Source organism: Citrobacter sp. RHB35-C17, assembly GCF_013816795.1.
Taxonomy (GTDB): Bacteria; Pseudomonadota; Gammaproteobacteria; order Enterobacterales; family Enterobacteriaceae; genus Citrobacter_A; species Citrobacter_A amalonaticus.
Window position 1 is genome coordinate 2745181 of record NZ_CP057150.1, and the last position, 21872, is coordinate 2767052.

General features: G+C 54.2%; 25 protein-coding genes. 15 read left to right on the forward strand and 10 right to left on the reverse strand.

Annotated features, from left to right (window positions below; genetic code table 11):
* Positions 1-269: 269 nt before the first annotated feature.
* Both HVZ37_RS23275 and HVZ37_RS13025 read left to right on the forward strand, forming a co-directional pair.
* Complete coding sequence (locus tag HVZ37_RS23275) at positions 270-386, forward strand: hypothetical protein (RefSeq protein ID WP_044257603.1); 117 nt, start codon at positions 270-272, stop codon at positions 384-386.
* The gene (locus tag HVZ37_RS13025; RefSeq protein WP_042318315.1) at positions 383-607 is read left to right on the forward strand and encodes a DUF2594 family protein; all 225 of its coding nucleotides are present in this window, start codon (positions 383-385) and stop codon (positions 605-607) included. Before HVZ37_RS23275 ends, HVZ37_RS13025 begins: the two co-directional genes overlap by 4 nt.
* Before the next feature lie 66 nt (positions 608-673).
* Here HVZ37_RS13025 and sdiA read toward each other — a convergent pair whose 3' ends face one another.
* The 8 genes from sdiA to HVZ37_RS13065 form a co-directional block, all read right to left on the reverse strand.
* The gene (gene sdiA / locus HVZ37_RS13030) at positions 674-1396 is read right to left on the reverse strand and encodes a transcriptional regulator SdiA (RefSeq protein ID WP_043000304.1); all 723 of its coding nucleotides are present in this window, start codon (positions 1394-1396) and stop codon (positions 674-676) included.
* Positions 1397-1630: 234 nt separating this feature from the next.
* The gene (gene tcyN, locus HVZ37_RS13035; protein WP_043000303.1) at positions 1631-2383 is read right to left on the reverse strand and encodes an L-cystine ABC transporter ATP-binding protein TcyN; all 753 of its coding nucleotides are present in this window, start codon (positions 2381-2383) and stop codon (positions 1631-1633) included.
* Positions 2380-3048, reverse strand: coding sequence for a cystine ABC transporter permease (gene tcyL / locus HVZ37_RS13040; protein WP_042318310.1), 669 nt, complete (start codon positions 3046-3048; stop codon positions 2380-2382). Before tcyL ends, tcyN begins: the two co-directional genes overlap by 4 nt.
* A 14-nt stretch (positions 3049-3062) precedes the next feature.
* The gene (gene dcyD / locus HVZ37_RS13045; protein WP_044257602.1) at positions 3063-4049 is read right to left on the reverse strand and encodes a D-cysteine desulfhydrase; all 987 of its coding nucleotides are present in this window, start codon (positions 4047-4049) and stop codon (positions 3063-3065) included.
* A gap of 108 nt (positions 4050-4157) precedes the next feature.
* On the reverse strand, positions 4158-4958 hold the full coding sequence (gene tcyJ / locus HVZ37_RS13050; protein ID WP_043000301.1) for a cystine ABC transporter substrate-binding protein: 801 nt from the start codon (positions 4956-4958) through the stop codon (positions 4158-4160).
* Positions 4959-5045: 87 nt separating this feature from the next.
* Positions 5046-5597, reverse strand: a complete 552-nt coding sequence (gene fliZ / locus HVZ37_RS13055) for a flagella biosynthesis regulatory protein FliZ (RefSeq protein WP_043000300.1) — start codon at positions 5595-5597, stop codon at positions 5046-5048.
* 59 nt (positions 5598-5656) lie between these two features.
* Positions 5657-6376 (reverse strand): RNA polymerase sigma factor FliA, encoded by a 720-nt coding sequence (gene fliA / locus HVZ37_RS13060; RefSeq protein ID WP_044257600.1) that lies wholly within the window; start codon positions 6374-6376, stop codon positions 5657-5659.
* Between the two features lie 162 nt (positions 6377-6538).
* A complete protein-coding gene (locus tag HVZ37_RS13065) occupies positions 6539-8173 on the reverse strand; it encodes a flagellin (protein WP_054176309.1) in 1635 nt (544 codons plus the stop codon).
* 254 nt (positions 8174-8427) lie between these two features.
* Between HVZ37_RS13065 and fliD the strand changes: the two genes are divergently transcribed.
* From fliD to amyA, 4 genes are all read left to right on the forward strand, one after another.
* Positions 8428-9837: a flagellar filament capping protein FliD gene (gene fliD, locus HVZ37_RS13070; protein WP_054176310.1), complete on the forward strand. Its 1410-nt coding sequence runs from the start codon at positions 8428-8430 to the stop codon at positions 9835-9837.
* Between the two features lie 15 nt (positions 9838-9852).
* Positions 9853-10260 (forward strand): flagellar export chaperone FliS, encoded by a 408-nt coding sequence (fliS, locus tag HVZ37_RS13075; protein WP_043000297.1) that lies wholly within the window; start codon positions 9853-9855, stop codon positions 10258-10260.
* The gene (gene fliT, locus HVZ37_RS13080; protein ID WP_043000296.1) at positions 10260-10631 is read left to right on the forward strand and encodes a flagella biosynthesis regulatory protein FliT; all 372 of its coding nucleotides are present in this window, start codon (positions 10260-10262) and stop codon (positions 10629-10631) included. Before fliS ends, fliT begins: the two co-directional genes overlap by 1 nt.
* Before the next feature lie 68 nt (positions 10632-10699).
* Positions 10700-12187: an alpha-amylase gene (gene amyA, locus HVZ37_RS13085; protein ID WP_044266958.1), complete on the forward strand. Its 1488-nt coding sequence runs from the start codon at positions 10700-10702 to the stop codon at positions 12185-12187.
* Between the two features lie 39 nt (positions 12188-12226).
* Here the strand turns inward: amyA and yedD are convergent, their stop codons facing one another.
* Positions 12227-12640 carry a lipoprotein YedD gene (gene yedD, locus HVZ37_RS13090; RefSeq protein WP_043000294.1) on the reverse strand — a complete coding sequence of 138 codons (414 nt, stop codon included), beginning with the start codon at positions 12638-12640 and terminating at the stop codon, positions 12227-12229.
* 185 nt (positions 12641-12825) lie between these two features.
* Here yedD and yedE point away from each other — a divergent pair, with 185 nt between their 5' ends.
* Positions 12826-14031: a selenium metabolism membrane protein YedE/FdhT gene (gene yedE, locus HVZ37_RS13095; RefSeq protein WP_181627581.1), complete on the forward strand. Its 1206-nt coding sequence runs from the start codon at positions 12826-12828 to the stop codon at positions 14029-14031.
* On the forward strand, positions 14028-14261 hold the full coding sequence (gene yedF / locus HVZ37_RS13100) for a sulfurtransferase-like selenium metabolism protein YedF (RefSeq protein ID WP_043000292.1): 234 nt from the start codon (positions 14028-14030) through the stop codon (positions 14259-14261). The genes yedE and yedF overlap by 4 nt, the downstream gene beginning before the upstream one ends.
* An 85-nt stretch (positions 14262-14346) precedes the next feature.
* Here yedF and fliE read toward each other — a convergent pair whose 3' ends face one another.
* The gene (gene fliE, locus HVZ37_RS13105) at positions 14347-14661 is read right to left on the reverse strand and encodes a flagellar hook-basal body complex protein FliE (protein WP_043000291.1); all 315 of its coding nucleotides are present in this window, start codon (positions 14659-14661) and stop codon (positions 14347-14349) included.
* 216 nt (positions 14662-14877) lie between these two features.
* Between fliE and fliF the strand changes: the two genes are divergently transcribed.
* From fliF to fliL, 7 genes are all read left to right on the forward strand, one after another.
* Positions 14878-16572: a flagellar basal-body MS-ring/collar protein FliF gene (gene fliF, locus HVZ37_RS13110; RefSeq protein ID WP_043000290.1), complete on the forward strand. Its 1695-nt coding sequence runs from the start codon at positions 14878-14880 to the stop codon at positions 16570-16572.
* A complete protein-coding gene (fliG, locus tag HVZ37_RS13115; RefSeq protein ID WP_042318283.1) occupies positions 16565-17563 on the forward strand; it encodes a flagellar motor switch protein FliG in 999 nt (332 codons plus the stop codon). The genes fliF and fliG overlap by 8 nt, the downstream gene beginning before the upstream one ends.
* Positions 17556-18260: a flagellar assembly protein FliH gene (gene fliH, locus HVZ37_RS13120; RefSeq protein ID WP_043000289.1), complete on the forward strand. Its 705-nt coding sequence runs from the start codon at positions 17556-17558 to the stop codon at positions 18258-18260. The genes fliG and fliH overlap by 8 nt, the downstream gene beginning before the upstream one ends.
* Positions 18260-19630 (forward strand): flagellar protein export ATPase FliI, encoded by a 1371-nt coding sequence (gene fliI, locus HVZ37_RS13125; protein ID WP_043000288.1) that lies wholly within the window; start codon positions 18260-18262, stop codon positions 19628-19630. The genes fliH and fliI overlap by 1 nt, the downstream gene beginning before the upstream one ends.
* A 21-nt stretch (positions 19631-19651) precedes the next feature.
* Positions 19652-20095 carry a flagellar export protein FliJ gene (fliJ, locus tag HVZ37_RS13130; protein WP_043001895.1) on the forward strand — a complete coding sequence of 148 codons (444 nt, stop codon included), beginning with the start codon at positions 19652-19654 and terminating at the stop codon, positions 20093-20095.
* Positions 20092-21303, forward strand: coding sequence for a flagellar hook length control protein FliK (fliK, locus tag HVZ37_RS13135; RefSeq protein ID WP_181627582.1), 1212 nt, complete (start codon positions 20092-20094; stop codon positions 21301-21303). Before fliJ ends, fliK begins: the two co-directional genes overlap by 4 nt.
* A 104-nt stretch (positions 21304-21407) precedes the next feature.
* The gene (fliL, locus tag HVZ37_RS13140; protein ID WP_043000286.1) at positions 21408-21872 is read left to right on the forward strand and encodes a flagellar basal body-associated protein FliL; all 465 of its coding nucleotides are present in this window, start codon (positions 21408-21410) and stop codon (positions 21870-21872) included.

Consider the following 21872-nt stretch of genomic DNA (forward strand, 5'->3'; position numbering starts at 1 on the left):
CGTAAAAAACGTCCGGTAACCGATTTTGCTCTCGTTTTCGGAAATTAGTCTGTACGCTTTGTGGAAACTTAGGCTAAGAACAGCCAGTTACACGCACTATTTTCGGGAACGAGGTTTCACAATAGTGACAAAAACTCGCTTTCTCTCGCCTAAATGCTAAATAGACAGGTAAGTTTGTAACAATAATTAACGAGTAAAATACTCGGAATAAACAATAAATGAGGAAAATATAGACTTCTTATGTTGTTGTTTAATTTAACTCCGCTGGTGTGATTTCCGATCGAAAAACAACCACTGCTATTTTTCCCTCAGCTTATGGTATACTCCGCGGCCTTAACATTTATCATCGCAAATTTTTACTGAAACATTACGAGGAAAATAAATGAGTACGCCTGATTTTTCCACTGCCGAGAATAATCAAGAACTGGCTAATGAAGTCACCTGCCTGAAGGCGCTGTTAACGCTGATGCTGCAAGCCATGGGCCAGGCCGATGCGGGCCGCGTGATTCTTAAAATGGAAAAACAGATCGCGCTGGTCGAAGACGACGCGCAGGCTGCAGTATTTTCCAGCACTGTTAAGCAAATTAAACAAGCTTACCGTCAGTAAAGAAAAACCGGCTGAGAGCAGTGCTTTCAGCCGGTTTATCGTCTGCCACGCAGAACGTTTATTGTTTCAGATAAGCCCGGTCGCCGCGGCATAGCACGCAATCTGCGTCTTATTCGGCGCGTTAAACTTCTTCTGCATATTCTTCTGGTGAAAGTTAACGGTATTTTCTGATATCGACAGAATCATCGCAATTTCAGCTGAAGTCTTCCCTTCCGCCGTCCATTTCAGAATCTCTTTTTCTCGTTTGCTAAAGCGCATTTCCGGCGCCATCACCATTTCATCTTCGAGTCGGGAAAGTGCCGTTAAGCTTTCGCGCACCAGCAACTGCAGTTTCAATTCGACTTCATCGCCCGCAAACGGCGTATTACGCAGGCTTGACCGTGAGACCGAGAGAAAGCCTAATGCGCGATTTGGCAGCATGAGACATTGCGTGACGCCTTTGCGTAATCCGTGTGAACGAGCAGCATCCCACATCGTCTGCGCGTCACTGAATAATGCGTCATTCCAGGGCAGATGTCCCTGGATGAAGTTTTCCGGCTTCAGCACAGGATCAATCGCGAAATAGTTTTCCGCCTGATATTGCGAAACCCACGCATCGGGATAAGTGGTATGAAGGGAAATTTTAGGACGCGTGAACGGAACCGGATGCCTGACACACAGCGCGTAATAATCAAATTCCAGCAATAGTGTCTGCTGCTGTAATTCGCTGTAGACGTCTTCTGCGCAAGTCATTTCGTGAAAGCGTAACAGCATCGTCCGTCGCCAGGTAAAGAAATCTAAATCCTGCATACTCAGTATTCGCACCCTTGAGAGTGATAATCATTTTAAATGTGAGAAATAACCTATCACATAAACATACGGTAGATGTATAAAATATCGGTCAGGGAGCAGATTACTTGAGCGTTGTTTCAGTTCGCGTATTTTGTCCAGGGAAATACGTTCATCATCATGCGTCTGGTATTACTATTTATGCATCTCCACTCGGCCGAAATGGGATAATCCCGGACGAGTGGAGAAAACCAATCATTGCAGCAGAAACTTCTCAAGAAACTGACGGGTTCTCGGTTGCTGTGGATTGGCAAATAGCGCTTTGGCTGGCCCCTGTTCCACAATGCGCCCCTGATCCATAAATATCGCCCGGTCCGCAACATCGCGGGCAAAGCTCATTTCATGGGTCACAATCACCATGGTGCGTTTTTCCTGCGCCAGTTGACGGATAGTGCTCAACACCTCGCCCACCAGCTCAGGATCGAGCGCAGACGTCGGTTCATCAAACAGAATCACTTCCGGACGCATGGCCAGCGCACGGGCAATCGCCACTCGCTGCTGCTGCCCGCCGGATAAGCGCCGCGGGTAGCTGGTCTCTTTCCCGGCCAACCCCACTTTCGCCAGCAGTTCCCGCGCCCGCGCCATCGCCTCTTCTTTGCCCTCGCCTTTCACGATAACCGGACCTTCAATGATATTCTCCAGTACCGTGCGATGGGGAAAGAGATTGAAGCTCTGGAACACGAAGCCAACATGCTGGCGCAACTGGCGAATCAGCGTTCGTTGCTGACCGAGCGATCGCGCCGTATCAATGGTGATATCACCCACGGTGATCGTACCCGCTTCCGGTTGTTCCAGCAGGTTAATACTGCGCAGAAGCGTCGTTTTTCCCGACCCGCTGGGACCGATGATCGCGACCACCTCTCCCGCCTGCACTTGCAGATCGATGCCGTGCAGCACCGTCTGCCCATGAAATTTCTTGACCAGGTTTTTTACGTCGATCGCACTCATTTCGGCTCTCTCTCCTGGCGGTTCAGTTGATTTTCAAAGTAGTTCTGCAATGAAGACAGCACGGTTGCCATGATCCAATAGATCAGCGATGCCGCCAGATACATGGTGAATACCTCCAGCGTGCGCGAGGTGATCAGCTGCGCCTGACGGAACAGTTCTGGCACCTGGATGGTGGCCGCCAGCGACGTGTCTTTCACCAGACTGATAAAACTGTTGCTCAGCGGCGGCAGCGCTACCCTGGCAGCCTGCGGTAAAATGGCGCGACGCATTGTCTGCCACGGCGTCATCCCGATACTGGCAGCCGCTTCCCACTGTCCTTTGTCAATCGATGAAATCGCCGCGCGCAGCGTTTCCGCGGCATAGGCCGCCGTATTGAGCGACAGGCCAATCATTGCGGACGGCACCGGATCCAGCTCAATACCAAACTGCGGCAGACCGTAGTAGATCATAAACAGTTGTGCGATAAGCGGCGTACCGCGAAAAATAGAGATATAGAAACGCGCCAGCCAGCGCAGTGGCAGCAGCGGCGACAGGCGCATCAGCGCGAGGATAAATCCCAGCAGCAGGCCGAAGAACATCCCGCCAATACTGAGTTGCAGCGTAAACACCGCCCCTTTGAGCAGATACGGCAGGGAATCAATAACCAGTTGGATACTTTCTTGCATGAGCTTATCCGAAATTACACGTGTGGATGGTAGGCAAACAGCGCAGGCGCCCCACCAGTATGGATAAAGAGAATCGGGCCTTCGTCTTTAAAGCGTTTCTGGCTGATTCCGTCAATCAGTCCGGCCATCGCTTTTCCGGTATAGACGGGGTCGAGAAGGATCCCTTCCAGACGCGCCAACAACTTCACGGCTTCCATCCCCTCTTCATTTGGCGTGCCATAGCCTGGGGCATAGTAGTCATCCCACAACAAAATCTCCGCCGCCGCTGTCAGTTCCAGTTCTCTGGCAACAGCCTGTTGCAGCGCCACCACTTTCGGTTTTTGATCGGCTACGCTGCGTGAAACGGTTACGCCAATCAGATCCACATCCGGCATCAGTTGTTCCAGCCCAACCGCCAGCCCGGCGTGCGTTCCTGCACTGCCAGATGCTACCACCACCGAAGAGAGCTGCACCGCGCCTTCACACTGCTGAGCGATTTCCAGCGCGCTTTCAACATAGCCTAATGCCCCCAACGCGTTTGAACCACCGACCGGTATAATGTAGGGACGAAAGCCCTGCGCTTCGATTCGGGTGGCCAGTTCTTGCAATTGGGCATCCGGTGCATGTAGCGCATCGCACATCTCAACCTGTACGTTGAACAGATCCAGCAGCAGTCGGTTGCCATTGGTGAGATAGTTTTCCGCCGTGGTGCCAATGGGGTTTTCCAGCAGCGCCACGCAGTGCAGTCCCAGCTTCGCGGCGACCGCCGCCGTCTGACGCACGTGGTTAGACTGAATCGCGCCTGCCGTGATCAGCGTATCAGCGCCTTCACGCAGCGCATCTGCGGCCAGGAACTCAAGCTTGCGCAGCTTATTTCCGCCCATCGCCATCGGTGTGACGTCATCGCGTTTGATGAAGATATCCCGTCCCAGGTAGTCAGAAAAGCGCGGCAGGTATTCCAGCGGCGTCGGCGCACCGATAAATTCCAGGCGCGGAAAGCGTGTCAGGTTGTGCAGTGGCATAAAGCCTCCGATTATTCGTTGTTGTGATGTTCTTTTTATTATGCACGTTCAAACGCATGAAATAAAAAAGGCGCTGATTAAAGCGCCTTTTTTTTCATATCGTTCGGACTATTTGGTGATATCCGCGCCAAACCACTTCTCAGAAAGCGCCTTCAGCGAGCCGTCTTTCTGCATTTCAGCAATCGCTGCGTCCACCGCCTTCAGCAGATCTTCATTGCCTTTACGCAGCGCAACGCCTGACTCCTGACGGGAGAAGGCTTCACCGGTGACCGCCAGCGTATCTTTGGTCTTTTTAACCAGATCTAACGCCGCCAGACGATCCACCAGAATGGCGTCGATACGGCCTACGCGCAGATCCTGATATTTCGTCGGGTCATCATCATAAGTCCGGATATCAACGCCCTGGACGTTCTGACGTAACCACTCTTCATAGTTAGTCCCCAGGCCCACGCCCACTTTCTTATCTTTCAGATCGGCTGCGGTTTTAATCGCGCCTTCATTGCCTTTTTTCACCAGCGCCTGGATACCGGAGACGGTATAAGGGGTAGAGAAATCATATTTCTTCTTCCGCTCGTCGGAGATGGTGACCTGATTGATCACCACATCGATGCGTTTAGAATCCAGAGAGGCCAGCATCCCGTCCCATTTGGTCGGTTTCAGCGTGGCTTTCACGCCCAGATGCTTCGCGAGCGCTTCGGCAAATTCCACTTCAAAGCCGGTCAATTTACCGTCATCGCCCTGGAAACTGAACGGCGGATAGGTGCCTTCCAGCCCCACCAGCAGCGTGCCGCGATCTTTAACCTTCTTCAACAGACCTTCATCTGCAAACGTTTTTGCGCTCATTCCCGCTACAAGCGCCACAGCCATCACGCCCATCAGCGCCTGGCGCCCCAGAAGTGCTAATTTCATATTTACCCCGAATGTTGTTATGAATGCCCGTAGTGTAGAGCGTTTATGGGTAACGACATAAATCACTCTGCTACATCTTATTCATTTTTAATATATATCAGAAGTCATCCGGAGGGAGGAATTCTGTTGCTGCTCGGGGCGAGCATGCGCTTTATATTGTGCGTACTTACGCAGCGCGATGCGATAGTTGTTGGTGCTGGTCTCCGGCAGCCACGGCGCCAGGTTTTCATCAAGGTAACCGTCCTGGAGCAGATCGTGAGAAATTTTCTGCTCGCTGAGATGATTACCGAGACGGCGCAAACGGACAACATACTCGCGTACGGTTCCGTGGCTCATTTCGGTCTGTTCAAACAGGAATTGTTTAAAACCAATGATGTCGAAGAAATCGCTCTGCGTTTTGCAGTGCAGATCGCCGCAGAAACGGCATAGCGCCACCCACTCTTTCTGCTCCTGCTGCCAGGCGGCTTCATCCATGAGCGTATCGAGGCGGGAAATGGCGATTTTATTGACGATCTGCCCTTTGCGCACCAGCGTGATGCGATCCAGTAACTTGTGGCAATGGGCGCAATGCGTCTGGCTGTGTTTAAAGTCTTTGAGGTAGCGGCTTAGAGGCCGTCTTTTTGATTGCTGCACCGTCATGAGAACTCCTGGTAGTCAATACGTTGTGCGGCATTTTTCAGCGCCGACAACGTCGTTCGCTATAACTTACCCAGCTTCGTGCGTAACCGTTTTATGGCCTGACTGTGCAACTGGCTGACCCGTGACTCTCCGACTTCCAGAACCGCGCCAATCTCTTTGAGATTGAGTTCTTCCTGGTAATAGAGCGTGAGCACCAGTTGTTCGCGTTCCGGAAGGGCTTCAATGGCATCCATCACGCGCTGGCGCAAATTGCTCTCAAGGAGCTGTTGTAACGGGTTTTCCTGCTGGTGTTCTTCTGTCACCAGCTCGATACTATCGCCATGCTCTTCCCGCCACTCGTCATAGGAGAAGAGTTGGCTGTTGTTGGTATCAAGCAACATCTGACGATATTCTTCTACAGGAATCGCCAGCCGCTCCGCCACCTCAGTTTCCGTCGCGTTGCGCCCTAATTCCTGTTCCAGTTGCCCCATCGCCTGTGCCACTTCGCGGGCATTGCGCCGAACGCTACGCGGCACCCAGTCGCGGCTGCGTAGTTCATCCAGCATCGCCCCACGAATACGCTGCACTGCGTAAGTGGTAAATGCCGTTCCTTGCAGAGCGTCATATCGGTCAACTGCATTCAATAACCCGATACCGCCCGCCTGTAGCAGATCGTCCAGTTCTACGCTCGCGGGCAAACGCACCTGCAGGCGCAACGCTTCGTGACGCACCAGCGGTACATAACGCTGCCACAGCGAGTGTTTATCCATTACACCTTCAGCGGTATACAGTGAATTCACGATAAACAGCCCTGCGTTAAATGAGTTATCGGCATGATTATCCGTTTCTGCAGGGGTTTTAATCGGGTGAATAGTGGGTGAAATGAGGGGTTATTTAGGGGTTACCGGTAAAGCCAGAACGAAAAAACCCCGCCGGAGCGGGGTTTGCGCAAGAAGCGTAAATTAACGCAGCAGAGACAGAACGTTCTGAGTCGTCTGGTTAGCCTGTGCCAGTACAGAAGTACCTGCTTGTTGCAGGATCTGCGCACGAGACATGTTAGACACTTCAGTCGCGTAGTCAGCGTCTTCGATACGGCTACGAGCAGAAGACAGGTTGTTAACGGTGTTGCCCAGGTTGGTGATAGCAGAATCGAAACGGTTCTGTACCGCACCCAGGGAGCTACGCAGTTTGTCAACTTTAGCCAGCGCAGCATCCAGTTTTTCAAGTGGATTGTTGGTACTAATGGATTTCAGGTCGCTGGCAGTCAGTTCTTTCGTTTTATCAACAGTTGCCGTCGGCGCGTTACTACCCAGAGCACCCAGCGTTACACCGTAGGTTTTTTCGCCATCACGAACAATCGCTCTCGCGCTACCATCTGAACCTAAAGCGAACTCAACAGCCTTACCATCTGCATCTTTGATGACAGAAGTATTGCCAGTCGCTGTATCAACGTTTACAGCCAGGTATTTGCCGTCAGCAGTTTTTGCTGCATAAGTATTCGCAACTGCGTTGCCATCTTTGTCAAGAACCTGACGAACATCAAGGTTTTTGCCGTCAGAGTAAACAGACATCGGAGAATCGTTGAATGCCAGGGCTTTACCTGCTTTGTTGTTAGACACATCCACAGCTACGGCATTACCGGAAGCTTCTTCTGCAAAAGCAGTAACGCGACCACCAAACTTAGCCAACTGAACATCAGCAGCTTGAGTACTGCCAGCACCATCGCTAACCTGTGTCTGAACTTTCTTATAGCCCGTGCCATCCTGTTGGAGCAGAGTATAGGAAGCAGTCGCAGCATCGCCGGCCTGAGCGACAAAGTGCGTCTGGCCATCCACCTCAATTTTGTATACTTTAGCAGCAGCACCCAAAGCATCGGTAGTATCACCGGTATCAACAGCTGAGGCACCAAAATAGGCCGTGATAGCACCGTTGGTACCATCGCGGAAGTCAGCACCAAACGCGGCACCTGCAGCCCCGTTAACTGCGCCGGTATCAGCAACAACGTTGGTCAATGCCGGTGCTGCTTGACTTTTCAGGCTCACAGAAGCAGAGGTCGGAACTTTACCCGGCGCCACGCTGAAGCTATCCAGACCTAAGGTTTTCGCATCGATTTTATCCAGCGCGATTTCGATGGTTTCGCCATCGTTCGCACCCACCTGGATTTTCATGGTCTGGTCAGAAGCCAGCACTTTCACGCCGTTAAACTGAGTCTGACCAGAAACGCGGTCAATTTCGTTCAGACGCTGGGTGATTTCGTCCTGGATGGAGTTCAGGTCAGAATCAGAGTTAGTGCCGTTAGTTGCCTGTACAGACAATTCACGGATACGCTGCAGGTTGTTGTTGATTTCAGACAGTGCGCCTTCCGTCGTCTGAGCAACAGAGATACCGTCGTTGGCGTTACGAGAAGCCTGAGTCAGGCCTTTAATGTTTGACGTAAAGCGGTTAGCAATCGCCTGGCCCGCAGCATCGTCTTTCGCGCTGTTGATACGCAGACCGGAAGACAGGCGCTCAATCGCAGAGCTCAGGGAAGACTGAGATTTGTTCAGGTTGTTTTGGGTCAACAGCGACAGGCTGTTTGTATTAATGACTTGTGCCATGATCTTTTCCTTATCAATTACAACTTGATGTTATTGGGCTGTTGCCCACGGTTTCTCACCGTAACCCTTGTATCGGCACCTGAATTTCGAACTTTAGAGAATTTTTAGTTTCCCCCCATTTTTTCTTAGCCTTTGAATAACCCGTCTTCTTGCACACTATTCCGGCCATTATTTCTCCAAATTTATTATTAAACTTTGCCGCCAGATTGCCGATAAGGTGGCTAACCACTGTTTGCAATTAAAAGGGATTACGCATGGCTTCTTTTACTTCATTAGGCGTGGGTTCAAACCTGCCGCTGGATACGTTACTGACGAACCTGACCACGGCTGAGAAGGGACGCCTGAAACCTATCACCCAGCAGCAGAGCAGTTTTACAGCAAGACTGACGGCGTTTGGAACGTTAAAAAGCTCACTGGAAAAATTCCAGACCGCCAACACGGCACTCAATGATGCGACTCTTTTTAAAAGCACCACGGCGGTAAGCAACTCAACGGATCTCACGGTGAGCACAACAGCAGGAGCGGCTGCCGGGATCTACAAAATTAACGTGACCCAATTAGCCCAGGCCCAATCTATTCGTACCACCTCTACGGTAACGGACAGTAAAGCGGCGCAAGGTAACGACAATGCCCAGCGGACGCTGATTATTAAGCAGGACGGCAAAGAGAAACCATTAGAAATAAAACTGACCAAAGATCAAACTTCGCTGGAAGGAATGCGTGATGCGATTAACAATGCCAACGGTGGGGTGACGGCCAGCATTGTTAAGGTTAAAGATAACGATTACCAACTGGTTCTGACCTCCTCTAACACGGGACTGGCCAATCAGATGAGTGTTTCCGTCTCAGGCGATGAGAAACTCAATCAATTTATCAGCTTCAACAATCCCAACAGCCCGAATAGTAATGTTGAACAAATTGTTGAAGCGAAAGACGCGGAGCTTACCGTTAACGGGATCAATATTGTTCGTAGCAGCAATACTGTAACGGATGCGCCACAGGGCCTGACACTGAACCTGACGAAGGAAGTCAAAGATGTCACCGTTACCGTGTCGAACAGTAATGACAAATCCACCACCGCGATCAAAGCCTGGGTGGATGCGTATAACTCTTTAGTTGATACCATTGGCTCCTTGACGAAATACACGTCGGTTGATGCAGGCGCAGAAGAGCAGGACGCCAGCAACGGCGCACTCCTCGGTGACAGCACCGTTCGCACCATCCAGACCGGTATCCGTGGTCAATTCTCCTCCAGCGCCAATGACGGGAAATTCCAAACGTTATCGCAAATGGGCATTACCCAGGATGGCACCACCGGTAAGCTGAAAATTGATGATGAAAAACTGAAAAAAGCGCTAACCGATAATAGCGTGGATGTTCAACAGCTGTTAGTCGGTGATGGCAAAGAGACCGGAATTACGACCAAAGTGGCTTCGCTGGTGAAAGGTTACCTGGCCGATGATGGCATCATCGACAGCGCCCAGGACAGCATCAATGCCACGCTGAAAAAACTGACTAAACAGTATCTTTCCGTCAGTGCCAGTATCGACGATACCATTGCGCGGTATAAGGCTCAATTTACGCAACTGGATACGATGATGAGCAAGTTGAATAACACCAGTAGCTACCTGAACCAGCAATTTACTGCGATGACCAGTTCCTGATAACCAGAGGTAAACATGTATACCGCGAGCGGTACCAAAGCTTATGCGCAAATCAGCGTGGAAAGCGGCGTGATGAGTGCGAGTCCGCACCAGTTGATCGAAATGTTGTTTGATGGCGCAAACAGCGCCCTGGTGCGCGCTCGCCTGTTTTTAGAGCAAGGTGATATTACCGCCAAAGGGGAAGCGCTGAGTAAGGCTATCAATATCATTGATAATGGTCTGAAAGCGGGACTGGATCAGGAGAATGGCGGCGAACTCGCCGACCATCTCTCTTCGCTGTATGACTATATGATCCGTCGTTTATTACTTGCTAATTTACGCAATGACAGTCAAGCCATTGAAGAAGTGGAAGGGTTACTCGGCAACATTGCGGAAGCCTGGAAACAGATCTCACCGAAAGCATCTTCCCAGGAGTCTCGTTAATGACCTCAGCCGTGGAGTTTATCAACCGTTGGCAGCGCATTGCGCTGCTCAGTCAGTCGCTGCTCGAACTTGCGCAGCGGGGTGAATGGGACCTTTTACTGGAACAGGAAGTCACCTATCTGCAAAGTATTGAAGCGGTCGTTGAAACGCAAACTCCACCGGGCATGACACGCAGCATTCAGGATATCGTGGCCAGTTATATCAAACAGACGCTGGATAACGAAGAATGCCTGAAAGGTTTACTGCGCCAACGGCTCGATGAGCTTAGTGGTCTGATAGGCCAGTCAACGCGTCAGCAGTCGCTCAACAATGCTTATGGTCGGCTTTCTGGCATGCTGCTGGTACCCGACGCTCCCCCTGCTCCACAATAATTCCCGCTACGTTAGCAAAAATCTTCCATACTCCAGAGGTCGTCTACAAGACTTCTGGAGCTCGGAAGATGAAAAACCCCACGTTACTGCAGTTCTTCCACTGGTATTACCCTGAAGGTGGCAAACTCTGGCAAGAGGTGACAGAGCGCGCAGACAGCCTCAATGATATCGGTATCAACATGGTCTGGTTACCGCCCGCCTATAAAGGCGCGTCAGGCGGCTATTCCGTCGGCTATGACTCTTACGATCTGTTTGATCTCGGCGAGTTTGACCAAAAAGGTTCCCTTGCCACCAAATATGGTGATAAGGCGCAGCTTCTTACGGCTATCGACGCGCTGAAGAAAAACGACATCGCGGTGCTACTCGACGTGGTGGTGAATCACAAAATGGGGGCGGACGAAAAAGAGCCCCTGCGCGTACAGCGGGTCAACGAAGACGATCGCACGCAGATTGCCGATGAGATCATCGAATGCGAAGCCTGGACGCGTTACACCTTCCCGGCGCGAGGCGGTCAGTACTCGCAGTTCATCTGGGATTTCAAATGCTTCAGCGGCATCGACCACATCGAAAACCCTGACGAAGACGGCATTTTTAAAATCGTCAACGACTATACCGGCGAGGGCTGGAACGACCAGGTCGACGATGAAATGGGCAATTTCGATTACCTGATGGGCGAAAACATCGACTTTCGTAATCACGCCGTCACCGAAGAGATTAAATACTGGGCGCGCTGGGTGATGGAACAAACGCAGTGTGATGGCTTTCGTCTCGATGCGGTAAAGCATATTCCGGCCTGGTTCTATAAAGAGTGGATTGAACACGTTCAGGAGGTGGCACCGAAGCCGCTGTTTATCGTTGCCGAATACTGGTCGCACGAAGTGGATAAGCTGCAAACCTATATCGACCAGGTGGAAGGCAAAACGATGCTGTTCGACGCCCCGTTACAGCTCAATTTTCATGAAGCGTCGCGTCAGGGACGTGATTACGACATGAGCCAGATCTTTAGCGGCACGCTGGTAGAAGCCGATCCGTTTCACGCCGTGACGCTGGTCGCCAACCATGACACCCAGCCGTTGCAAGCGCTGGAAGCCCCCGTTGAAGCATGGTTCAAACCGCTGGCCTACGCGCTCATCCTGCTGCGGGAAAATGGCGTACCGTCGATTTTCTATCCCGATCTCTATGGCGCGCACTATGAAGATACCGGAGGCGACGGGGAAACCTATACCATCGACATGCCTGTCATCGAGCAACTCGCCGAACTCATTCTTGCCCGCCAGCGTTTCGCCCACGGCATTCAGACGCTCTGGTTTGATCACCCCAACTGCATTGCTTTCAGCCGTAGCGGAACGGACGACGATCCCGGATGCGTGGTGGTGTTATCCAATGGCGACGACGGTGAAAAAACGCTTATGCTGGGTGAAAACTACGGCAATAAAACCTGGCGCGACTATCTGGGAAACCGCGAGGAGATCGTCATCACTGACGAAAATGGCGAGGCTACGTTTTACTGCAATGGCGGCAGCGTCAGCGTATGGGTCATTGAAGAGGTGATCTGATGAAGCGCCCCGACAGGGAAAACTGTCGGGGACAATTGATTACGGTAATGGCGTTGGCAGCGGGGATTTCTCCAGCGCGGCGGCACACTCCACCGTTGGACGGTCCACGCGTTGCAGGGTCATCCCGTCATATTCCAGGGTGTTCCCTTCCCGCTCGATCTCATAAAGTTCACGTTTGACCGTCACGTTGGTTAAGTCACCGGACAACATCGTTAGCTTACCCGGCAGCGCAATAACCCTCTGCCACTGGCGACAATCGAGCGTATCGCCCTCTTTGGTCACCACCAGACTGGCAATAGCTTCCGGGCTCACCAGTTTGCGCTGCGGCCCGTTAGTCTGCCAGTACCCTTCCAGCCCGGCGGGCGCAGGCGTTTTGACCACATCATTGTAGTTTTCCACCTCGGCGCATCCCGCTAACATCAGTAACGCCCCAACGATTGCACATTTTTTCATCATTCATCCTGCATGCGAAGAAAAGAGGATTGTGGCATTAAAGGCCTGCGGTCGCCAGCCTTTCGCGGTGCCAGCAGAACTTTGATCCATTTGGGATTACCGCTTAATAATACCAGGCAAAATTGCCGCCGTGGTGTACTATCCGCTTTCTTGTTTCACACCTTCTGAGTTCAGAGGCAAAACACATGTCATGGCAACAATTCAAACAAGCCTGGTTAGTTAAATTCTGGGCGCCCATCCCTGCGGTCATCGCAGCGGGTATTCTCTCTACGTATTATTTTGGCATCACCGGCACCTTCTGGGCCGTTACGGGTGAATTTACCCGCTGGGGCGGACAAATCCTGCAACTGTCTGGCGTCCATGCGGAAGAATGGGGCTACTACAAGCTGATCCACCTGGAAGGCACCCCGCTCACTCGCATCGACGGGATGATGATCCTCGGTATGTTCGGCGGTTGCTTCGCGGCAGCGTTGTGGGCCAACAACGTCAAACTACGCATGCCGCGCAGTCGCATCCGCATCATGCAGGCGGTGCTGGGCGGGATCATCGCCGGGTTCGGCGCGCGTATGGCGATGGGCTGCAACCTGGCGGCATTCTTTACCGGTATTCCTCAATTCTCTCTGCACGCCTGGTTCTTTGCCCTGGCAACCGCCATCGGTTCCTGGTTTGGCGCGCGATTCACCCTGCTGCCAATATTCCGCATTCCGGTCAACATGCAGAAAGTCTCCGCTGCGTCGCCGTTGACGCAGAAACCGGATCAGGCGCGCCGTCGTTTCCGCCTCGGCATGCTGGTGTTTATCGGCATGATTGGCTGGGCGCTGCTGACCGCCATGAACCAGCCGAAGCTGGGTCTGGCGATGCTGTTCGGCGTGGGTTTTGGTCTGCTGATCGAGCGCGCGCAAATCTGCTTCACCTCCGCCTTCCGGGATCTGTGGATCACCGGACGCACCCATATGGCAAAGGCGATCATCTTCGGGATGGGCGTCAGCGCAATCGGTATTTTCAGCTACGTACAACTGGGCGTGGAAGCCAAAATCATGTGGGCGGGCCCGAATGCAGTAATCGGCGGGCTGTTGTTTGGTTTTGGTATCGTGCTGGCGGGCGGGTGTGAAACCGGCTGGATGTACCGCGCGGTGGAAGGCCAGGTACACTACTGGTGGGTGGGTCTCGGTAACGTCATCGGCTCAACGATTCTGGCCTACTACTGGGATGACTTCGCCCCTGCGCTGGCCACCAACTGGGATAAAATTAATCTACTCAACACCTTCGGTCCGCTCGGCGGCCTGCTGGTGACCTATCTGCTGCTGTTTGCCGCCCTGATGTTAATCATCGGCTGGGAAAAACATTTCTTCCGTCGTGCCGGGCTGACCCCTGCTAAGGAATCCGCATGAAAAACATTGTTCCTGATTATCGCCTTGATATGGTCGGCGAGCCCTGCCCTTACCCTGCCGTCGCGACGCTGGAAGCGATGCCGCAGTTGAAGAAAGGGGAAATTCTGGAAGTGGTCAGCGACTGTCCGCAATCCATCAATAACATTCCGCTGGACGCGCGCAACCATGGCTACAACGTGCTCGATATTCAGCAAGATGGGCCGACAATTCGTTATTTGATTCAGAAGTAACTGTTTGCCGGAAGGCAACGGCCCCTTATCCGGTCTACAGGGAATCACAGGCCGGATAAGCGCCAGCGCCATCCGGCACTCAAACCTACACCTGCATGGACATCACTTCCTGATAGGCCGACACCAGTTTGTTGCGCACCTGAATTCCCATCTGCATGGAAACTGAGGCTTTTTGCATATCGGTCATCACATCGTTGAGCGCAATCCCCGGCTCACCCAGCGTGAATTTTTCCGCCTGTACGCGGGCAGCAGTTTGCGTATCGCTGATGCGGTCCAGCGCCGCGTGTAATTGACCGGCAAAACTCACGGTCGGTTGCGGCAGTGTCTCCTGCGCCCTGGCGCTCATCGCCGTCGCCTGGAGCTGGCTGATAACCCCTTCAATCCCCTGAATCGCTGACATGATAATCCTCTGGATGGTTTTCTACGCAGCAGAGATTACCAGTTTGTCAATAAGATAAAGGCGCTAAATAACGATAAAAAACCCCGGTTTTTGCCGCATAGAAAAAAACGAAACCGCAAATAATGAGACCGTCAATTTTTCGATTTTGCTGACCCGGGAGTGAGTCTTGTTCCACTTTGCAAATAAAGCCGTCCACGAGCAGTCACGAGGTGCGAGATGAACGCGACTGCATCGGCTGCAACCCAATCTAAACCTCTCGAGTGGCTTAATCGCCTGCGTGCGAATCCCAAAATTCCTCTGATTGTTGCAGGCTCTGCGGCCGTCGCCATTATTGTGGCGATGGTGTTGTGGGCTAAAGCGCCTGATTATCGTACGTTATTCAGCAATTTATCCGATCAGGATGGCGGCGCGATCGTCACCCAGTTGACCCAGATGAACATCCCGTACCGCTTCTCGGAAGGCAGTGGCGCGATTGAAGTTCCAGCCGACAAAGTCCATGAACTGCGCCTGCGTCTTGCCCAGCAAGGACTGCCGAAAGGGGGTGCGGTGGGCTTTGAGCTGTTGGATCAGGAAAAGTTCGGCATCAGCCAGTTTAGCGAGCAGGTGAACTACCAGCGTGCGCTGGAAGGCGAACTGGCACGCACCATCGAAACCCTTGGCCCGGTTAAGCGCGCCCGCGTGCATCTGGCAATGCCCAAGCCGTCTCTGTTCGTGCGTGAACAGAAATCCCCTTCAGCCTCGGTGACCGTCAATCTGGAACCGGGGCGTGCGCTGGATGAAGGTCAAATCACTGCGGTCGTGCATCTGGTTTCCAGCGCGGTAGCCGGTCTGCCGCCGGGCAACGTGACGCTGGTCGATCAGGCCGGTCATCTGCTCACGCAGTCGAATACCAGCAGTCGCGATCTGAACGACGCACAGCTGAAATACGCCAGCGACGTGGAAGGCCGTGTCCAGCGCCGTATCGAATCGATCCTGTCACCGATTGTCGGTAACGGGAATGTCCACGCGCAGGTCACCGCGCAGCTGGATTTCGCCAATAAAGAGCAGACAGAAGAACAGTATCGGCCAAACGGCGATGCCTCTCAGGCCGTACTGCGTTCGCGTCAACTGAATGAAAGCGAGCAAATTGGCTCCGGTCTGCCCGGTGGCGTACCGGGTGCGCTGTCCAACCAGCCTGCCCCAGCCAATACGGCGCCGATCACCACGCCGCCCGCGAATCAGCAAAATGCGCAGAATGCACAAAATGGACAGAACGCGCAGCAGCAGACGGCCACCAGCGCCAGTGCTGGTCCACGTAATACTCAACGCAACGAAACCAGCAACTATGAAGTTGACCGCACCATTCGCCACACAAAAATGAACGTCGGCGATATACAGCGACTCTCCGTCGCCGTGGTCGTGAACTACAAAACGTTGCCGGATGGCAAACCGCTACCGCTCACTGCCGATCAAATGAAGCAGATTGAAGATTTGACCCGTGAAGCAATGGGCTTCTCGGACAAGCGCGGCGATACCCTGAACGTGGTCAACTCACCGTTCAGCGCTACCGATGACAACGCTGGCGAACTGCCGTTCTGGAAACAGCCGTTGTTTATCGAACAGTTGATCTCGGCCGGACGTTGGTTGCTGGTGCTGTTGGTGGCATGGATCCTGTGGCGCAAAGCGATTCGTCCGCAGTTGACCCGTCGCGCTGAAGAGGCGAAAGCCGCGCAGGAACGCGAGCAACTCCGTCAGGAGACCGAAGAAGCCGTTGAGGTTCGCCTCAGTAAAGATGAGCAGACTCAGCAGCGTCGGGCAAATCAGCGCCTGGGCGCCGAAGTGATGAGCCAGCGCATTCGCGAAATGTCAGATAACGATCCGCGCGTCGTGGCGCTGGTCATTCGCCAGTGGATGAATAACGATCATGAGTAATGCTCTTTCCGGTACCGATAAAAGCGTCATCCTGTTGATGACCATTGGCGAAGATCGCGCGGCGGAAGTGTTCAAACACCTCTCCCAGCGCGAAGTGCAAACCCTGAGCGCCGCCATGGCGAACGTCCGCCAGATCTCCAACAAACAGCTGACCGACGTGCTGGCGGAGTTTGAGCAGGAAGCCGAGCAGTTCGCCGCCCTGAACATCAATGCCAACGAATATCTGCGTTCGGTACTGGTGAAGGCGCTGGGCGAAGAGCGAGCCTCCAGCCTGCTGGAAGATATTCTTGAAACCCGTGATACCGCCAGCGGCATTGAAACGCTCAACTTTATGGAGCCGCAAAGCGCAGCCGACCTTATCCGCGACGAACACCCGCAGATTATCGCCACCATCCTCGTGCACCTCAAACGCGGTCAGGCGGCGGATATCCTGGCGCTGTTCGACGAACGTCTGCGTCACGATGTCATGCTGCGTATCGCCACCTTCGGCGGCGTACAGCCTGCCGCACTGGCGGAACTGACCGAAGTGCTCAACGGCCTGCTCGACGGTCAGAACCTCAAGCGCAGCAAAATGGGCGGCGTGAGAACGGCGGCAGAAATTATCAACCTGATGAAAACGCAGCAAGAAGAAGCGGTTATTACCGCTGTGCGCGAATTCGACGGCGAGCTGGCACAAAAAATTATCGACGAGATGTTCCTGTTCGAAAACCTGGTCGATGTGGACGACCGCAGCATCCAGCGTTTACTACAGGAAGTGGATTCCGAGTCGCTGCTGATCGCCCTGAAAGGCGCGGAACAGCCGCTGCGCGAGAAGTTCCTGCGCAATATGTCGCAACGTGCGGCAGATATCCTGCGAGACGACCTCGCCAACCGTGGCCCGGTGCGTTTGTCGCAAGTGGAAAACGAGCAGAAGGCCATTCTGTTGATTGTGCGTCGTCTGGCCGAGACCGGCGAGATGATGATTGGCAGCGGCGAGGATACTTATGTCTAACGAGCTGCCGTGGAAAATCTGGACCCCGGACGATCTCGCGCCGCCGCTGGCTGAATTTGTGCCCATGGAGCACGACGATGACCCCGTGTCTGAAGAGGACGAACCCGAGATCAGTGCGGAACAACAGCTTGAGCAACAGTTAGCCCAGCTGAAAATTCAGGCCCACGAGCAAGGTTACAACGCGGGACTGGCGGAAGGACGTAAGTCCGGTCATGAACAAGGCTATCAGGAAGGGTTGGCACAAGGGCTTGAACAGGGCCAGGTGCAGGCGCGCACCCAGCAGGCCCCGCTTCATGCGCGGATGCAACAACTGGTCAGCGAATTCCAGCACACACTGGACGCGCTGGACAGCGTGATCGCTTCGCGTCTGATGCAGATGGCGCTGGAAGCCGCGCGTCAGGTCATTGGTCAGACGCCCGCGGTGGATAATTCCGCCTTAATCAAGCAGATCCAACAGCTCTTACAACAGGAGCCCCTGTTCAGCGGCAAACCGCAGCTGCGCGTCCATCCGGATGATTTACAGCGCGTTGAAGAGATGCTCGGTGCCACCCTCAGCCTGCACGGCTGGCGTTTGCGTGGCGATCCGACCCTGCACCATGGCGGCTGCAAAGTTTCTGCGGATGAAGGCGATCTCGACGCCAGCGTGGCGACCCGCTGGCAAGAACTGTGTCGTCTGGCCGCGCCGGGAGTGATCTGATGACCTCACGCCTGACTCGCTGGTTGACGACGCTGGATAATTTCGAAGCCAAAATGGCGCAGCTTCCGGCCGTTCGTCGTTACGGACGACTGACCCGCGCCACCGGCCTGGTTCTGGAGGCCACCGGATTGCAGTTGCCGCTCGGCGCGACCTGCGTGATTGAACGCCAGGACGGAACGGAAACCCGCGAAGTGGAAAGTGAAGTGGTGGGCTTTAACGGTCAGCGTCTGTTTCTGATGCCGCTCGAAGAGGTCGAAGGCATTCTGCCCGGCGCGCGTGTCTATGCCAAAAACATCGCCGGTGAAGGGTTGCAAAGCGGTAAACAGTTGCCGCTGGGTCCGGCGCTGTTAGGTCGCGTGCTCGACGGCAGCGGCAAACCGCTTGACGGTCTGCCCTCCCCTGACACTACGGAAACCGGAGCACTGATTACCCAGCCGTTTAACCCGTTGCAGCGTACGCCGATTGAGCATGTGCTGGATACCGGCGTGCGCCCGATCAACGCCCTGTTAACCGTCGGTCGCGGCCAGCGTATGGGGCTGTTCGCCGGTTCCGGCGTCGGGAAAAGCGTGCTGCTTGGCATGATGGCGCGCTATACCCGCGCCGACGTCATCGTCGTTGGACTGATTGGCGAACGTGGCCGCGAAGTGAAGGATTTCATCGAAAACATTCTCGGTGCCGACGGACGCGCGCGTTCGGTCGTGATCGCCGCGCCGGCGGACGTGTCGCCCTTACTGCGCATGCAGGGTGCCGCTTATGCCACCCGTATCGCCGAGGATTTCCGCGATCGCGGTCAGCACGTGCTGCTGATCATGGATTCCCTGACCCGTTATGCCATGGCCCAGCGTGAAATCGCGCTGGCGATCGGTGAACCACCGGCCACCAAAGGCTATCCGCCGTCGGTCTTCGCCAAACTTCCGGCGCTGGTTGAACGCGCAGGTAACGGGATCCACGGCGGCGGTTCCATCACCGCCTTTTATACGGTACTGACCGAAGGCGACGATCAGCAGGACCCGATTGCCGACTCGGCGCGAGCCATCCTTGATGGTCACATTGTGCTGTCGCGACGTCTGGCGGAGGCCGGACACTACCCCGCTATCGACATTGAAGCGTCGATCAGCCGTGCGATGACGGCGCTGATAACGGAACAACACTACGCCAAAGTGCGTCACTTCAAGCAGTTGCTATCGAGCTTCCAGCGCAACCGCGATCTCGTCAGCGTCGGCGCCTATGCCAAAGGCAGCGATCCGATGCTCGATAAAGCCATCGCGCTGTGGCCACAACTGGAGGCGTTTTTGCAGCAAGGTATTTTCGAACGCGCTGACTGGGAGGATTCTCTGTCGGCGCTCGATCTGATTTTCCCGACGGTGTGATGAAGCAAGAGGGTAATGGTCATGGCTGAACATGGTGCACTGGCAACACTCAAAGATCTCGCCGAAAAAGAGGTGGATGACGCGGCGCTGCTGTTAGGTGAAATGCGCCGCGGTTTTCAGCAGGCGGAAGAACAGCTCACGATGCTGCTTGACTACCAGAATGAATATCGCAGCAACCTCAACAACGATATGAGTCAGGGGATTGCCAGTAATCGCTGGATTAACTACCAGCAATTTATTCAGACCCTGGAAAAAGCGGTGGAACAACACCGCCAGCAGTTAACGCAGTGGACGCAAAAAGTAGATATGGCGCTGAACAGCTGGCGTGAAAAAAAACAACGGCTTCAGGCCTGGCAAACCTTACAAGACAGACAGAACGCGGCGGCCTTACTGGCTGAAAACCGCCTGGATCAGAAAAAAATGGATGAATTTGCGCAGCGTGCAGCAATGAGGAAACCAGAATGATCACTTTACCCCAACGGGTCACCACGGACACTGACCTTATTACCGGCTTGTCGTCCGGTAAGGCGACGGATTCCGCCCAGGATTTTCTGACCCTGCTGGCAGGCGCATTAGGCGCAGGCGACGCACAGAGTAAAGACGCGCCGCTGACGTTAGCCGATATACAGGCCGCCAGCGGCAAACTGCAAAAAGGCCTGCTGGCACAGGACGGTGACGCTTCGCAGACCGTGAAACTGGCCGACCTGTTAGCGGCCAAAGAAGGACAGTCTGAAGAGTTGCAAAAAGGACTGAGCGATGCGCAGGCCCTGCTGTCCGCCCTGACGCCCACACAAAAGAGCAGTGCGCTCGCGGCCCTGCACCAGTCCGCGCAGAAAGATGAAGGTGCCACGGCTCTCAGCGATGAAGATCTCGCCAACCTCAGCGCCCTTTTCGCCATGCTGCCGGGTCAACCGGGAATGACGACACCGCCGGTAACTACCGGTGAAAAAGGGCGTGTGCTGAGCACCACGTTGAGCACCGATCCCCGTTCGCTCGCGCAGGCCGCGACCAGTCCGTTGACCCATGACGATGCGAAAAAAAGCAAAATGGACAATGCCACGCCGGTGATCGCTGCGGAAAGCGCTAAAGGTCAGCCGGTCACTACGCCTGTGGTGGCTGCCGCTGCCGTCAACGCGGAGATCGACAGTACGCCTTCACCCGTGACGCCAGGCATCGCGATGACCACAACCCCGCATTCCGCCTCACAACCGCTGCCCACCAGCGCCGCACCGGTTCTGAGCGCACCGTTGGGTAGCCATGAGTGGCAGCAATCCCTGAGTCAACACATCACGCTGTTTACCCGTCAGGGTCAGCAGAGCGCGGAACTGCGTCTGCATCCGGAAGATCTGGGTCAGGTACAAATCTCGCTTAAACTTGATGATAACCAGGCACAATTGCAGATGGTCTCAGCCCATAGTCACGTTCGCGCGGCGCTGGAAGCCGCCCTGCCGACGCTGCGCACGCAACTGGCGGAAAGTGGCATTCAACTGGGACAAAGCAGCATTAGCAGCGAGAGTTTCGCCGACCAGCAGCACGCCTCATCCCAACAGCAGCAGACGGCTCGCACGCAGGGACAGGATCGGCTCATGGTTGATGACGAGAGCGAGCTGGCGGTTCCCGCTTCGCTCCAGTCCGCCGCACGCGGTAATGGCGCCGTCGATATCTTCGCCTAACGCCAGAGGTAGCACGATTATCCGCGTCTTTTCCACGCTTTGCCGTGGTCAGGACACGGGATAATCAGCCGATAAGCTGTACCGAAACAGGAAGCCCGTATCAGATGACTGATTCCGCGATTAGCAAAAAGAGCAAACGCTCAATTTGGATCCCGCTGCTGGTAATCATTACCCTTGCCGCCTGCGCCACCGCAGGCTATAGCTACTGGCGTATGCAGCAGCATCCCACTCCGGCGGCCAATGAACCACCGCCGCCGCCTGCACCGGTGTTCTTCGCCCTGGATACGTTTACCGTCAATCTGGGCGATGCGGATCGCGTTCTGTATATCGGCGTGACGCTGCGTCTGAAGGATGAAGCCACGCGCACGCGCCTGAACGAATATTTGCCAGAAGTCCGTAGCCGTCTGCTGTTGCTGTTCTCTCGTCAGGACGCCAATGCACTGTCTACCGAAGAAGGTAAGCAAAAATTGATCGCGGCGATTAAAGAGACGCTTTCTCCTCCGCTCGTTGCCGGACAACCCAAACAGGACGTCACCGACGTGCTGTATACAGCTTTCATTCTGCGGTAA

Coding starts and splice junctions, on each gene's coding strand:
- HVZ37_RS13025 (WP_042318315.1), top strand. CDS start 383: ATGAGTACGCCTGATTTTTCCACTGCCGAGAATAATCAAGAACTGGCT.
- sdiA (WP_043000304.1), bottom strand. CDS start 1,396: ATGCAGGATTTAGATTTCTTTACCTGGCGACGGACGATGCTGTTACGC.
- tcyN (WP_043000303.1), bottom strand. CDS start 2,383: ATGAGTGCGATCGACGTAAAAAACCTGGTCAAGAAATTTCATGGGCAG.
- tcyL (WP_042318310.1), bottom strand. CDS start 3,048: ATGCAAGAAAGTATCCAACTGGTTATTGATTCCCTGCCGTATCTGCTC.
- dcyD (WP_044257602.1), bottom strand. CDS start 4,049: ATGCCACTGCACAACCTGACACGCTTTCCGCGCCTGGAATTTATCGGT.
- tcyJ (WP_043000301.1), bottom strand. CDS start 4,958: ATGAAATTAGCACTTCTGGGGCGCCAGGCGCTGATGGGCGTGATGGCT.
- fliZ (WP_043000300.1), bottom strand. CDS start 5,597: ATGACGGTGCAGCAATCAAAAAGACGGCCTCTAAGCCGCTACCTCAAA.
- HVZ37_RS13065 (WP_054176309.1), bottom strand. CDS start 8,173: ATGGCACAAGTCATTAATACAAACAGCCTGTCGCTGTTGACCCAAAAC.
- fliD (WP_054176310.1), top strand. CDS start 8,428: ATGGCTTCTTTTACTTCATTAGGCGTGGGTTCAAACCTGCCGCTGGAT.
- fliS (WP_043000297.1), top strand. CDS start 9,853: ATGTATACCGCGAGCGGTACCAAAGCTTATGCGCAAATCAGCGTGGAA.
- fliT (WP_043000296.1), top strand. CDS start 10,260: ATGACCTCAGCCGTGGAGTTTATCAACCGTTGGCAGCGCATTGCGCTG.
- amyA (WP_044266958.1), top strand. CDS start 10,700: ATGAAAAACCCCACGTTACTGCAGTTCTTCCACTGGTATTACCCTGAA.
- yedD (WP_043000294.1), bottom strand. CDS start 12,640: ATGAAAAAATGTGCAATCGTTGGGGCGTTACTGATGTTAGCGGGATGC.
- yedE (WP_181627581.1), top strand. CDS start 12,826: ATGTCATGGCAACAATTCAAACAAGCCTGGTTAGTTAAATTCTGGGCG.
- yedF (WP_043000292.1), top strand. CDS start 14,028: ATGAAAAACATTGTTCCTGATTATCGCCTTGATATGGTCGGCGAGCCC.
- fliE (WP_043000291.1), bottom strand. CDS start 14,661: ATGTCAGCGATTCAGGGGATTGAAGGGGTTATCAGCCAGCTCCAGGCG.
- fliF (WP_043000290.1), top strand. CDS start 14,878: ATGAACGCGACTGCATCGGCTGCAACCCAATCTAAACCTCTCGAGTGG.
- fliG (WP_042318283.1), top strand. CDS start 16,565: ATGAGTAATGCTCTTTCCGGTACCGATAAAAGCGTCATCCTGTTGATG.
- fliH (WP_043000289.1), top strand. CDS start 17,556: ATGTCTAACGAGCTGCCGTGGAAAATCTGGACCCCGGACGATCTCGCG.
- fliI (WP_043000288.1), top strand. CDS start 18,260: ATGACCTCACGCCTGACTCGCTGGTTGACGACGCTGGATAATTTCGAA.
- fliJ (WP_043001895.1), top strand. CDS start 19,652: ATGGCTGAACATGGTGCACTGGCAACACTCAAAGATCTCGCCGAAAAA.
- fliK (WP_181627582.1), top strand. CDS start 20,092: ATGATCACTTTACCCCAACGGGTCACCACGGACACTGACCTTATTACC.
- fliL (WP_043000286.1), top strand. CDS start 21,408: ATGACTGATTCCGCGATTAGCAAAAAGAGCAAACGCTCAATTTGGATC.